At 53.5% G+C, this 13,885-nt stretch carries 13 protein-coding genes; all 13 read right to left on the reverse strand.

Annotated elements, in window-relative coordinates; genetic code table 11:
• Positions 1–13: 13 nt before the first annotated feature.
• Positions 14–793, reverse strand: a complete 780-nt coding sequence (gene pyrH, locus SH287x_RS00295; RefSeq protein WP_479516402.1) for a UMP kinase — start codon at positions 791–793, stop codon at positions 14–16.
• 207 nt (positions 794–1,000) lie between these two features.
• Complete coding sequence (gene tsf, locus SH287x_RS00300; RefSeq protein WP_479516403.1) at positions 1,001–1,837, reverse strand: translation elongation factor Ts; 837 nt, start codon at positions 1,835–1,837, stop codon at positions 1,001–1,003.
• Between the two features lie 395 nt (positions 1,838–2,232).
• Positions 2,233–2,976 (reverse strand): 30S ribosomal protein S2, encoded by a 744-nt coding sequence (gene rpsB / locus SH287x_RS00305; RefSeq protein WP_479516404.1) that lies wholly within the window; start codon positions 2,974–2,976, stop codon positions 2,233–2,235.
• A gap of 368 nt (positions 2,977–3,344) precedes the next feature.
• Entirely contained in the window at positions 3,345–3,818 is a 474-nt protein-coding gene (locus SH287x_RS00310) for a peptidase associated/transthyretin-like domain-containing protein (RefSeq protein ID WP_479516405.1), read from the reverse strand.
• A 170-nt stretch (positions 3,819–3,988) separates the two neighbouring features.
• Positions 3,989–4,900, reverse strand: a complete 912-nt coding sequence (locus tag SH287x_RS00315; protein WP_479516406.1) for a DUF1559 domain-containing protein — start codon at positions 4,898–4,900, stop codon at positions 3,989–3,991.
• Positions 4,901–5,153: 253 nt separating this feature from the next.
• Positions 5,154–6,179 (reverse strand): tetratricopeptide repeat protein, encoded by a 1,026-nt coding sequence (locus SH287x_RS00320; RefSeq protein ID WP_479516408.1) that lies wholly within the window; start codon positions 6,177–6,179, stop codon positions 5,154–5,156.
• A gap of 22 nt (positions 6,180–6,201) precedes the next feature.
• The gene (locus SH287x_RS00325; RefSeq protein WP_479516409.1) at positions 6,202–7,308 is read right to left on the reverse strand and encodes a VWA domain-containing protein; all 1,107 of its coding nucleotides are present in this window, start codon (positions 7,306–7,308) and stop codon (positions 6,202–6,204) included.
• A gap of 224 nt (positions 7,309–7,532) precedes the next feature.
• Positions 7,533–7,913 (reverse strand): cytochrome C oxidase subunit IV family protein, encoded by a 381-nt coding sequence (locus tag SH287x_RS00330; RefSeq protein ID WP_479516410.1) that lies wholly within the window; start codon positions 7,911–7,913, stop codon positions 7,533–7,535.
• Between the two features lie 59 nt (positions 7,914–7,972).
• Positions 7,973–9,028 (reverse strand): cytochrome c oxidase subunit 3, encoded by a 1,056-nt coding sequence (locus SH287x_RS00335; RefSeq protein ID WP_479516412.1) that lies wholly within the window; start codon positions 9,026–9,028, stop codon positions 7,973–7,975.
• A gap of 83 nt (positions 9,029–9,111) precedes the next feature.
• Positions 9,112–10,032: a heme o synthase gene (cyoE, locus tag SH287x_RS00340; RefSeq protein ID WP_479516413.1), complete on the reverse strand. Its 921-nt coding sequence runs from the start codon at positions 10,030–10,032 to the stop codon at positions 9,112–9,114.
• 4 nt (positions 10,033–10,036) lie between these two features.
• A complete protein-coding gene (locus SH287x_RS00345) occupies positions 10,037–11,014 on the reverse strand; it encodes a COX15/CtaA family protein (protein WP_479516414.1) in 978 nt (325 codons plus the stop codon).
• A 148-nt stretch (positions 11,015–11,162) separates the two neighbouring features.
• Positions 11,163–12,959, reverse strand: coding sequence for a cytochrome c oxidase subunit I (locus tag SH287x_RS00350; protein ID WP_479516415.1), 1,797 nt, complete (start codon positions 12,957–12,959; stop codon positions 11,163–11,165).
• A 107-nt stretch (positions 12,960–13,066) separates the two neighbouring features.
• Positions 13,067–13,882 (reverse strand): cytochrome c oxidase subunit II, encoded by an 816-nt coding sequence (coxB, locus tag SH287x_RS00355; protein WP_479516416.1) that lies wholly within the window; start codon positions 13,880–13,882, stop codon positions 13,067–13,069.
• Positions 13,883–13,885 lie beyond the last annotated feature (3 nt).

Raw genomic sequence — 13,885 nt, forward strand, 5'->3', positions numbered from 1 at the left:
AAACCCACTCTTCTTAACCAGTGACACTCTTGCCAGTGGCAAGTTCGGAAATTGTGGAAACGCGGGTTCCCAATCGTTCACCGGCAATGGCTCGTTCGATGGTGCCGGGCTTCTGGTAATTGAGCACCACGATGGGGATATTCTGCTCCATACAGTGATGGATGGCCTGAGCGTCCATCACTCCCAGATTCTGACGGAGCACATCCTGGTAGGAAATTTCGCTGTACTTAACAGCGTGTGGGTTCTTAAGAGGATCAGCCGAGTAAACCCCATCAACGCGGGTTGCCTTGATGAGTAGCGTGGCATCGATTTCTCGTGATCGCAACGCAGCAGCTGTATCGGTGGTAACGAAAGGACTCCCCGTACCGGCGGCAAGAATCACCACACGGCCTTTTTCCAGATGGCGAATACAGCGACGGCGAATGAAAGGCTCAGCAACGCCTTCCATGCGGATCGCAGATTGCAACCGGGCGGGAACGCCCAAGCTTTCCAGCGTATCCAGCAAGGCGAGACCATTGATCACGGTCGCCAGCATGCCCATATAGTGAGCTGTTGCGGGAAGAATCGTTTGCTTGAAGCCATCCAGATCACGACCGCGAAGGATATTCCCCCCCCCACAAACAACGGCCAGTTGCACGCCGGAAGCCACCACTCGCTTAATCTGCTCGGCAATCAGCACAATCTCCGGCACACTCAAACCCGACTGCCCCGAAGGACAGAAACTCTCACCACTGAGCTTAAGGAGCACACGCTGAACCGGAGGCTTGGAAGTGCTGCTGAGGGAATTGGGCATTGTGGCTTCCAATGAGTAAGTGAGAAATGAATATCGGCAAGTTCAGTTTTCGTAGGGTGCATGCTAATGCACCAGTAAAAAATGATGACGACCAAGAGATGTAACGAGTTTTTTCAACAGCCTGTTGATCAGGAAATGAAACAGCGGAGGGAATCCGTTCAGGACGCCCCCCGCTGCTCAATCATCACTGTCGCAATGAGGGGCCGATTAGTTACCGATCACCCAACGTGTGAAGGCGTTAGCCTTGTAGCCCTGTTCGGCCAAAGCCTGACTGACAGACTTGCTGTCGTCCTTGGCGAATGGCTGCTCGACCAGCACACCCTGCTCGACATAGAAGTTCTTCAGACGACCTTCGACAATCTTTTCAGCGACATTGGCTGGCTTGCCACTCTTGACAGCTTCTTCAGTCAATCGGGCACGTTCGGCAGCCACCAGATCGGCTGGAAGTTCCGTCGCATGTGTCGCCTTGGGACGCAGAGCGGCAATGTGCATCGCCACGTCACGCAGGACTTCCGCCGACTTACCGGTTCCTTCTGCCTGGAACAGCACGCCATTCTTCTTATCGTGGTGAACGTAACCGCCCACTGGGCCAGTAACGCGAGTCACCTTGGCCAGAACCATCTTCTCACGGATTTTGTTAACCACTTCACCCAGCACTTCGTTCAAAGTCTGGCCAGGACGATCCGGGGCAGGCTGAGCCATCAGTTCTTCTGGAGTGGCAGCGCCTGGCCCGTTCAGGAGTTGCTTGATGCACTGGTTGGCCAGAAAGTTGAAGTCTTCCGAAACAGCCACCGGGGCGGATTCGCACTGCAATTCGATCATGGCGGCTTCACTGCCATCAGGCTTGATCTCAATCAGAATGAGACCTTCCTGAGTCGAGTTTTCCGACCGCTTGATCATGACCTTCTTGCCCCACTCCTTGAGCAGATCCAGGGCTTTGTTCTGATCGCCAGCGGCTTCAGTTAAAGCCTTCTTGCAATCCATCATGGGAAGGTCGGTCAGTTCACGAAGCTGCTTGACCGCTGCTGCTGTAATTTCCGCCATGATTATTCTCTCCTGCTGGGTCAGCGTTACTGTGACCCCGTTTGCTTTGGCAAACTATTCGCTGTTAGACGGGCCTGGATGCGGGATGCACCGGCAGATCCCACGGAATCTCATTTAACTATGAACCATCCGAGCCTGACACAAAAGCGACTTCTGGTGTCGAAAAACCATCTTCACCAGAAGTCCACAATCGAGTTTTGGTCAGAAGGAGCGTGAGTCTCGAAAACCAACCTGCTGTTCAGACACTGATCGCTGGCGAAAGCTCGCTTCCGCGATCATCGCATGCCCATGTTCCCATCAAGCTCTTGTGACGACCACCCCAAGGGGAATTATTAGTCAGTCGTCTGTACAGGCACTGCTTTTTGCGAACAGTCAGCAAGTCGATCTGGAGGCAATTAGAGCGATGGACGTGGCTTGAGTTGTTCTTCGGCCATCGGCTCGATCTTCTCCTGTGGGAGAACGCTCTTGCCTTCGTTGATTGCTTCGGTCAGGTGCTGAAGAACCAGCTGAATCGAGCGGATGCTGTCATCGTTGCCAGGAATGGGCAGGTCAACCTGATCAGGATCGCAATCCGTATCGAGCAGGGCGATGGTCTTGATGCCTACGAGCTTGGCTTCATGAATCGCGTTGTGCTCTTTGCGAGGATCAACAATGATCATTGCTTCAGGAAGACGGTTCATGTTGCGCAAACCATCAAGGTTGCGAGTCATCTTGGTGCGTTCGCGCAGCAGTGTCGAACGACGTTTCTTCGAGTAAGTTTCGATCTCGCCCGACTCAAACAACTGATCGAGTTGCTCAAGACGCTTGATACGAGCACGAATCGTACGGAAGTTGGTGAACACCCCACCCAACCAGCGGTAGTCCACGAAAGGCATGCCGGCCAGATTGGCGTATTCGCGAATGGCATCCGAAGCCTGCTTCTTGGTGCCGCAGAACAGGATCAGGCTCCCCTGGGAAGCGACTTTCTGAATGTACCGCTTGGCTCGCAGAAGACCGCGAACGGTTTCCTTGATATCGATAATGTGAATCAGATTACGGCGGCCGTAAATGTAAGGCCGCATTTTAGGGTTCCAGCGGCTGGTGCGGTGGCCGTAATGAATACCCGCTTCGAGAAAGTCTTTGACGACGATATCGCTCATGTCTTAACCTGCATTCTGCCGGAAAACGGCAGGGCTCAATCACTGAAAAACGAGCGCAGCAGCGTTGCCACAGTCCTCGCCGGCCGACGTGGGAGCCTCCCAGTCACCGCTGAACAGTCGTGAAAAACGACCTCCAGTTCACATTGGTTGCTCAAATCCTAATGACACACACCGGCAACGTCAAACCTGCCCAGAGAAAAGAAGTGAACGCAAAGCCACTGTCCGCCATGATCCTGCTCCAATGGAAAGCCTCGCCATGCCGAGAAAAATTGCCACAGCCAAGCATGATCAACAGACAGTGCCCGCAAAGAATTTCTTCCACGAATTTCCTGAGCATCTGTTTGCCTGATTATGAGCCTCGCATTTAGTTAACCCTTCGGTGGCCTGGATGTTAATTTGATCAACAGGTTTTCCGATTCTCCTTCGATAAGCCGAACCTTCAAAGTCCCGCGTCGTTGATAAAACTCTGGAATCAGTTCTCTGGCTTTGGCAAACTCCATGAGTTTGGCGTGATCGAACTTTTCAGGTTCTTCAGGGAGGTAACCCGTCACCAGTACGTCATACTCCCCCGGTGCCAGGCCTTCTGATTGAGGAATCACAAACCGCCCTTCCTCCAAGACAACGGCAGCAGCAACCCCCGAGTTATCGACCGGAGGATAGAACTCGACATAGGCATACGGGACAGGCTTGTTATCAACTGTGATCGAACCGGAAACAGGAACACGAGTCGACCCTGATCCCAGGTTTGCGCCACAACCAACGGAAAACACGAGGGTAAACGACGTTAATAAAATCGCCAAGGCCGAGTCAGTGAGCAGTAGCGTTGTGAAGCGATATTTCATTTTCTGTATAACCGATAATTGAAAATAAAGAATATGAGATCCCAGTCAGATATAGGGAGTTACTATTTATCGAATTGCCAAAGCTTGAAATTGAGTCTTGCCTGTTACTAAGTTCGACAACAAAAGACGTTGCAAAGGCATCAACCCAAAGACAATGCCGTGACACGGCACTAGAATTCACCGTTCACTTCGTTGCCGTCGCGGGTTCCTAATGCGTTGAAAAGGCCTCTGTCGATATTCTCAGAGATAAATCGCGAGGAACCATCAGCGAATAGCGACATGATGCCCCCCTCGTGATGGCTGGAAAATTGCCCATTAATGCTCAGAACACTGGTCGCAGAAGTGTCGTTAATCTGCTTGCTGGTATTGCCAACACCTCGGCCAGGCCAGCCACCGCCCCAGATTGAGTAGCCGTAACGATTCTGCCCATTACAGGCGCCGGAAGTGAATTTAAGATTCTGGAAGTTATAGGAAGACTCTCCAACAGCGAGCGTGTTCGATGAACCATCCGTAATGTCTCGAAGCTTGACGGGGCGATTGACGGCAGTCGCGGGATACATCATCGGCGAAGGCAGAAAGAGCGGGAAGATACCACGCCCAGGCCCTTGATAGGCACCAGTCCCTTCACAGACCAGATAGCTGCCAGGCGCAAAGGCGGGATCTCCACATTCCGTTTGAGGGATAGGGCGGCCTGTGTTCATGCTGGGGCAAAGATAGGACGACACACGCTGACTCGTGACGCTGGCATTGCCGGCGTCAGTATAGAGCTTATTAAAATCGTAAATCTGGTATGTTGCAGACTGCTCAAGGTAAGCCAGCATCACGACGAATGCGCTGGCAGCAGGGGTGTAGCCCGTGGCCGCTGTCGCAATCCCGCCGGGAGGAAACATCCCGCAAGTGCTCTCATAGTTGTGCATCGCCAGGCCAATCTGCTTGAGATTGTTGCGACACTGAGTGCGGCGAGCAGCTTCCCTCGCTTGCTGAACTGCTGGAAGGAGCAGGGCAATCAGAATGGCGATGATCGCAATCACCACCAACAATTCAATCAACGTAAATGCGTGCCGCGACGATGAGCGTGACAAAATACGACTCCCCAGAATGCCAAAAAGCTGGATATCACAACCGTCCCTCAACGACGGCTGTGGCTTGATGGGATGGCTAGGAAGCCTGAATCACGCCTGGCTGACCCACATGAGACTGAGTCTCAGTTTACCGATTATCCACGATTGATATGATTTCGCAATAAGCACAGCGAAATTTATCAAAATTGATAACAACCTGATAGAAATTGCTTTACGGCGAACCGACTGTGAAAACCAAGAGGTATCAGGGCGATCACTCACGTTGTCTGGACTGATTCTTCAGCCACGCATCGGCATCTAACCCATGTCGCGTTGTGGGAAACCGGGTCGCGACTTCCCGCGCAATCGTCGTTGCAGCAGGGATTTGCCCCGCCTCATAAAACGCAATCGCTCCCCGGAGACCAGCATAGGCCGCCAAAGAAGGAGATTCCGGGAATGTCACAGGCAACCTAATCCAGGCGGCGGCGGCCTGGGGCCACAACCCAAAATGCTCGTAACCACGGGCAATCACCGTCCATGCCCCCGGCTGGAGGCCATCCGGCCAGTTCAGAATCGCTTCCTCCCAGCGAGCGACTTCCGTTTCTGATAACTCGGGAGAATTGAGACGATGCTTCCAAAGCTGACCCTGAGCCAATGTCCGGGCGGCAAGATCTTCCGACCGAAGGATCTGTTGAAGCTCAGCCACCGCTTGTGGCCCCACGACATCATCTCTCAGCAGGTAGCTGGCCCCCAAAAGACGAATGAGTCGATGCGGGCTTTTCAACCATTGTTGAGCCTGCTGGTGAAGCGCTTCTGTGGGAACTTCATCCATCCAATCCAGCGGGGCGACACTGGCGTGAACGGTCAGAGGATCACTTTGAACCAAAGCCATAAAGTACCGACCGGCTGCCAGAGCATCATCCTGGGACGAAGCCGACCGCACCAGTTGCGACAGGATGATCCGCCGCACCCACAAACGGTCTTCCTGATCAAGCACGGCAGCCAGTTGTGTTCGGGCCGCTTTCCAGTCACCGCGGGTGAGCAGATCAATCGCCAATTGATGATCGGGAAGGTAATCCGTGGAAATCTCAATCACATCGCTGGCGAGGTATTTGGCGATGGTTCCCCCTTGTCGGGGCCGGATCGTCAGGCTCTCGCCGGTGTAATCCAGAATTGTCCCCGTGACGACAATCTGACCACCCGTTCCAGGCTGTTGAAGCACGATTCGGTCGGCGGCGACACTGGCATCGACGAATCCCGTCAGCAGGATGAGTAGGACAGCCTCGGGGATGAACCTCATGTAGAACCTTTGCCTTCTGCTATCAGCGGCTTTTGAATTTAGTCACATCTTCATAACGAGAGGTTCCACCGTTTTCACGTGCCACCTTTTTTAGAAAGTTGTCCGTATTAAGTTCAGGCCCCTGACCAAACTCAATCGTGTGAATGCGACTGCGGCCCTGGTTTAATCTCTGTAATTCCTTCCGCTCAATCGATGTCAATTCCGGTTCGTCAGCATCAGTGAGAAAATAAATCACTTCGGGAGAAAACTTTAGAGCCAGCTTGAGGGCGGGCAGATGCTGTGTCCCACGATCCGGCTGGATCGCGTTAATTTGCTGTGTCGCCAGCGTCTTGTTCATCTCTGTCGCAAACCAGAGATTCGCTTTGCCGTCGCGGTTGGCTCCTTTGAGAAACACGGACGTGTCATTGTAAAAGATGATTTGAAACTGCTGACCTGTATCCAAGGCTTGCAAACTGCTCACCAGTGCCGACTTGGCCACTCGCATGGCGTTGTAATTGGTCATGCTCCCCGAACAGTCAATCACGAACAGGACACGCGTGCCATGATCTTTGATACCCATGAAAGTGGTGCCAGGCATGGCGGCTCCCAGCCCTTCGCCTGGCTGGCGGGTGCCCGTTCCCTGAATCATATCGCGGAGGTCGGAACTGGTGCCGGTTCCGGCGCTGCCACTGTTTTGTGTCCCTGGGGTAGGAACCACAGCGGTGGAACCCGTCGTTGTCCCCGAAGGGTTGAATCGCGAAGAACCGCCCACTTGTGGCAAAGCCAGCTTGATCGGTGGCTCGGAGGGTGGCAACGCGGTGGAAAGCACCTCCCCTGTGCTCTGGCTGGCTCCCGCCGGTTGACGCAATGGCGTGTTCCCCATCCCCTTTTCTGAAGGAGCCGCTTCGTTCGTCACGCCTCCATCAGACAGATCGGGATCGATTATCACCAGACCGACAGGGCCGTCCGGGCCATCCCCAAAACCAACCCGGCCAAAGCGTTCCCCCTGAATCACCACCGCCAGTAGCAATAGCGCCAGCACATGAAGACTGCCGGACAGAATCCAGCCCACCACAGCTCCCCGCCGTGGAAAGACCGCAGCGTTGGTACGCTCGGCAGGAGCTGAGGTTGTCTGTCCGGAGATGGCCATTCCGCTTTCTGACTCCCACAAAAAATCATCGTGAGACGCATCGTCAGATTGAGAGTGACCGATGCCCACCAATCCCGCAAGACGTCTTCACCCCGCAAATCTCTTTGGCACAGACCAATTTACGAGCAAACAGTCACCGGTTCATGGAGAATTCAGTGTCAAATTGGCGTTTCGAGTGATTCAAATAAGGGAAACCGGATCATCCCGGCCAACAACAGGGGCGGCTAATGCGACTCATGAGTCCCTGAAGCATGTTCCGCGGCTTCACTCGCTGCCTGCTGGCGGGCATACTCTCGGGTCTGGAAGGTGTCCTGGGGATAATAGTGCATCCCCACATCCGGCAGGAGTGAAAGCGGCAGCGCCATTGCCAGCACCACTGTCGGAGCCAGCAACACATACTTCCAGGCCCGCTCAAACTTCAGGTGCATGAAATAGAGCATCACACAAAGCGCTTTCGCCGTCGCCACCGCGAGCACAATCGCAATCAAAATCCGGCGGTCGGCCAAATGAAGCACGTCAGCCAGCACGGAAAGAATTGTCAGCCCGCATAAGCCCAGGAAGACGCGAAAATAAACGTTGCCGTGCAAGTGAGTCGATTCAGTCATATTGAGGCGCCATGCTAAATAATAATGCGCTAAATAATAACGTGCTGGATGATGCGGTGTTAAATAATATAAATCAGTGGAAAGAGAAAGATCCATACGAGATCAACGAAGTGCCAGTAGAGACCGATGTTCTCCACGATAATCGCGTGTTTGAACGCCAGCTTGCTTCCCATGGCAAGAACGACAAGAAACATGATCAGGCCGATAATCACATGAATGGCGTGAAAGCCCGTCATGAGAAAATAATTGGACGCAAACAAATTCCCATAGAGAATCGGCACGGCGGGATGAAAGCCAGCCAGCAAAGGGGCGAGTTCACTCTCTTTCTTTAATGTCGCGATAAACTGATCGACATCACGTAATGAAGCGGGTGGAAATTTCTCGGGAGTTGGTGACGCTCGGAACTCGATCAGTTGTTCGGGCGTGACTGACATCGCCAACCCAAAGCGAACATGGTTTTCAAGACTGGTCGCCGCTTCGTTTAATCGTGAAATCGCAGCAAGTTGTGCGGGTGTGACCGCCTTGCCCCGGGGCTGAGGATCTTTGGGATCGATCGTTGCCGATTCGTTTCCCGGGTTTGCGATGCGATTGCCCAGTTCTGCCAGTCGACCGCTAGGGAGCGTTTCCGGGAAGATCTCTGCCAGTTCCCGATCCACAATTCGCTGCAACCGATGAGCAGTGGTAAACATGGCCTCCGTCGGAGTTTCCGGGATACGGCCCGGCAGGATCTCGTGCTCAATTTTTCCCGAGTATTCAATCCCTTTAATCCCCAGAAAAACAACGCCAAGAATCAGCGTCATCGCAAGAAACTTGCGGGCTTGACCAAATTGCGAGACCAGCATTTTCTCATGGGCCACCACGACAAAATAGCTGGAAACAATCAGGACGAATGTATTTAGCCCGCCCAGCCAGACATTGATGTGCGTCACATGATGATCGGTCGGCCATCCCGGTGAACCGATGCGAGCAATAATATAACTACCGATAAATGCCGTAAAAAACATGATCTCCGTCCCGAGAAAGAGCCACATCCCCAACTTGGAGTTAGGAATAGGAAGCCCCATTCGCGGAAGAGAATGAGCCGTCGGCGAGTGTCCTGTCGTCGCGGTATGCATAGTATCGGGTTCAATTAGAGTGTCAGATTCAATCAGGAGCATTCAGAAGGCAAAATCAGCTCAATGCCAGAAAGCGATCACCGTTAAAAAACCGCCAGATGATCACAGACCAGAACCATCAGAACGAGAGGTAAATAGATAATCGAAACCAGAATCAGGCGACGAGCGGTGACCGGCCGCTCATTCCAGGCAAAGGCAACCGAGGCGGCTAAATACCCCAGGCCAAGGACGATCGCAGAGAAAAAATAGATTGGCCCACCCACACCAGCGACCACAGGGAGCAAACTGATGGGTATTAAAATGGTGGCATAAGCTGTGGCGATCAGGCCTGTGACATGTGGGCGAGGCAGCCCCATGGGAAGCATCTTCAAACCTGCCACCAGGTATTCATCACGAAACTTCCAGGCAATTGCCATAAAGTGCGGGAATTGCCACAGAAAGAGAATGCCAAAGAGTGAAAAGGCCGCTAAATCAAGCGGTGCACCAGCCGCTGCCCAGCCAATCACAGGCGGCAAAGCACCGGGAATTGCTCCCACAGCCGTACAAATGGGAGAGACTCGCTTCAGTGGGGTATAGGCTCCCACGTAGAGCGCCCAGGTGATCGCGGTAAGGACTGCCGTTTGAATGTTGACCATGGAAACAAGAATGGTGCAACCCATCGATCCCATCAATAAGCCGCCTCCCAGGGCTTCCCATGGGGACATGCGGCCCGAAGGCAGAGGGCGGTTTTTTGTTCGCCGCATGCGACTGTCTGTTTCCTGCTCCAGCCACTGATTCAAAGCGGAAGAAGCTGTCGCGACCAGCGCCACGCCAAGCCATGTCCAGAGCAGGACACCCCAGTCCCAGCCTTCTCGAGGAGCCAGCGCATATCCAACCGTCACCGTGATTAACACCATGGTGGCAATGCGGGGTTTTGCTATTGAACACCAGTCGGAAAGTCGACGGTTCAACCCGCTAAATAAAGAAGGAGCAAGAGTCAGGCTATGGGGTGTATTTTGTGACATATCTCTAAACGGTACCTCCGGCCAGGGAACCTGACGCGACGGAGGTTCTTGAGTGATTCACTTGTGAAGAATTCAAAGACAACGAAGTCACCTGTCGAGCAGGCGTTGTTCGGCAGAGACGAGCCACCATCACGCCCAACCCCATGAACCCCAGCACAGCGCCCAGAGTATGGAGTGAGCGAACAGCACTGAGCGCCGATGTTTGCTGAATGGCGACAATTCCCGAATCGGGCCAGCCATAGCGCATCAGCCACGTGGCGATTCCAATCAGAAACTGCAGGTTCACCAGAATCAGCAGGAGATTGGCCCAATGGGATAACCAGGGATGATGCAACCGGCGAATGATGACCCAGGTGACAAATGCCATCCCTAAGACCACGAAGGCAAAGTAAGGGTGATCACGCCAGGCATGGGCTGCTCCGAGATGCCGCAGCATTCCGCCAAGGAGAGATTGCAGGAAGAACATGACCGACAGAACGAGGGTAGCCGTCATGGCGCCCCAGGTGCGGGTGCCCTCGGGAAGTCGTTCCACAGTCGACCATTTCGGACTCATCACAGCGACGGCAATCGCCATCACCGTAAAGACCCAGCAGGCGAAGTTACCGTGAAGCATCGCCAGAACTTTGCTGACCTGACTGACACGCATTCCGCCCAGTACCCCCTGAGCGATCACTAATAACAGCACCAGAGTGGCCAAAACCCGCACAGCTCGTGTCTGCTGAGTCATAAAGACAGACCCGACGAGCAACAAAGAAAAGAACCCTGTCAGCATGCCTGCCAGTCGGTGCCCGTGCTCAAGAAACTTGTCTGGCTCACCAAACGATTGCAACCACGGATAAGCCAGCATGCTGTAGCCATCGGACGTGGGCCAGTCAGGAAACGCCATCCCTGCATCCACTGTCGTCACCACCGCTCCCATGGAGATCAGCGGCAACGCAGACAGCAGCGTCAGCCAGGCGAAAAGGGAAGGAAGATATTTCATAGGAGGCGTTCAGGCTTTGGCGTTTGGTACATATCGTTCGCGTGGTCTCAGTGTTCCGTGATCTGTTGATTCTGGAGGATTTCCGGCTTCTCTCCTTCCAACCTTCTTCTACTTTTTCGCTTCTCTGCTTCTCTGCTTTTTTGCTCTTTCAATGCCCTTGAGCTGACCCCGGCCGCTTGGGGACATATTCCGTCTGAGGCAGGAAGTCGGCCTCACCGGAAAGCGGAGAACTGTATTCATAGGGGCCATGGTAGGTCACGGGGGGGACATCAAAGTTGCCGTGCGGCGGTGGCGAAGGAGCCTGCCATTCCAGACCGTTGGCATTCCAGGGGTTTCGCCCGCACTTCTTGCCAAAGAAGATGCTCCACCCGAAGTTAAAGAGCAGGATGAACTGGGCCAGTCCCATGACAATCGCGGCGTATGTCATGAATTGGTTCAACGGCAAAAGATGTTCAAGGTAAGGGAAGTGGTAAGGATCGGCATAGCGTCGTGGCATCCCGCCGATCCCCAGCAGGTGCATGGGAAAGAACGTGCAGTTAAAGGCCGCAAAGGTAATGAAAAAGTGAATTTGTCCCAGACGATCGCTCATCATGCGACCGAACATTTTCGGAAACCAGAATGGGATCGCAGCAAAAATGCCAAACAGCGTTGATCCAAAAAGGATGTAGTGAAAATGAGCAACAATAAAGTAGGTATCATGGATATAGACATCAACGGGAACAGCCGCCATGAAAATCCCTGACAAACCGCCGGTGATAAACATCGAAACAAAGGCGGCACAATTGAGAAGCACGGTATTAAACAGGAGTTTTCCGCCCCACATCGTGCCAATCCAGTTAAACGTTTTAATCGCCGAGGGGAGGGCGATCATGATCGTCGAGACCATGAAGGTCATCCCGACGGCGGGGTTCATCCCGCTGGCGAACATATGGTGACCCCAGACGATAAAGCCCAGACCCGCAATAGTCGCCATCGAGAAAATCATGGGCTTGTAGCCAAAGACCGGCTTGCGACTCATGCAAGAAAGCATATCGCTGACCATCCCCATGGCCGGCAGCAACATGATGTAAACGGCTGGGTGAGAATAGAACCAGAACAGATGCTGCCAGAGCAAAGGCTGCCCACCACCCACCGTGGCGGGCGCGTTGTTGACAATAATCCCGCCGGGCATAAAGAAGGTTGTTCCGAAGACGCGATCCGCCAGCAGCATGAAACCCGCAGCGGTCAGCACAGGCAGCGCAAACGCCTGGAGGATAGCAGTGATTAGCATCGCCCAGATCGTAAGCGGCATGCGGAACAGCGTCATCCCCGGTGCCCGCATGTTGATAATGGTCGTAATATAATTGATCGAACCGAACATCGAACTGAAGCCGACAAACGTCAGACCCAGGAGCCAGAGCGTTTGCGAGTGATCAGAGACGATGGATAGCGGTGGATACATCGTCCATCCGACCGTTGGCCCGCTACCCACGGTAAAGCTGATACCGAAAGCCATCATGGCGGGCCACATGAACCAGTAGCTCATCATATTGAGCGTGGGAAATGCCATATCCTCGGCACCGATCTGGAGCGGAATGAGGAAGTTTCCAAACGCACCAGCGAGAATCGGAATTACCACTAAAAACACCATGACGGTCGCGTGCATGGTAAATAGCATCGCATAGGTTTCAGGTGCGATTTGCCCGCCATCCATCGGATAGAGAAAATCGCCCAGCAGCGGCATACGCTGCCATGGCCAGGCCAGTTGCCAGCGCACACCCAGCGCCAAGGATCCACCCACCATCATCATGAGTAATGTCGTGATGAGAAACTGGATTCCGATCACTTTATGGTCGGTCGAAAAAACATATCGCCGGATCCAGCCCGGATGATGTGCCGCATGTAATGCCGACTGATGGTCATCAGCAGGCAGAGCAGCAGCATGGGGATGAATGGTCGTACTCAATGGCACGTCCTTTAATAGTTGTCCCGGAAGATCAACAACTTCCAGGTTGGATAGAGAGATGTATCGCTTTAAAAATATGAGGCAGTCAGTGACATTGATAATAAAAACTAGCGGTCGCCCGATGGTTCAGCAGCTTCTGTCTGTGCCACACCATCGTCGGATTGTTCGATCAAAGCCTGCTTTTTCCAGGCGCGGAATTCTTCATCAGAAGTCGCCATAAGGCGGCCTTTCATCTTGTAATGTCCCCAGCCGCAAAGCTCGGCGCAGACCAACTCGTAGCTCCCAGGAGCCAGAACATCGAACCAGACAGGAATCACAGCACCAGGGAGAGCGTCCTGCTTGATTCGCAATACGGGAACAAAAAACGAGTGCTGGACATCACCAGAGCGAAGGCTGATAGAAACGGGTTTTCCAACCGGAACTCGCAAGTCATTCACGGTGTAAACATCATCCGGCTGAGGCATGGGCATCAAAACTTTGCCCGGCGCAGGATAGCGGATCCGCCATTCAAATTGACGGGCCGTCACTTCAGCGATGGCTTCAATTTCCTGGGGAGCATAATTGCGCATGCGGAAAGCGGCCCAGACATCCATTTGATAGATCGCAATAAAGAGCAGCACAATTCCGGGAATAATCGTCCAGATGACTTCCAGCGTATGGTTACCATGCGTGTATGTCGCCTTTTCGTGAGCAGGCTTCGTCGCACCTTTCCAGAGGACATAACCCAACGCGATCTGCGTGCCCACAAAGACAATGCTAGTGATCCAGAGAATAATATAAAACAGGCCATCAATGCGACGCCCGATGGTTGACATCGCCACGCCTGTCTCGGGAAACCACCATCCCAACGAAGGCGCCGCCAGACAGAGCGCCACCGCCAATGCGGCCCAGCTCATAAAATAAATTGACCAGAATCGTGCCACGAT

It is taken from the genome of Planctopirus sp. SH287 (assembly GCF_056500625.1).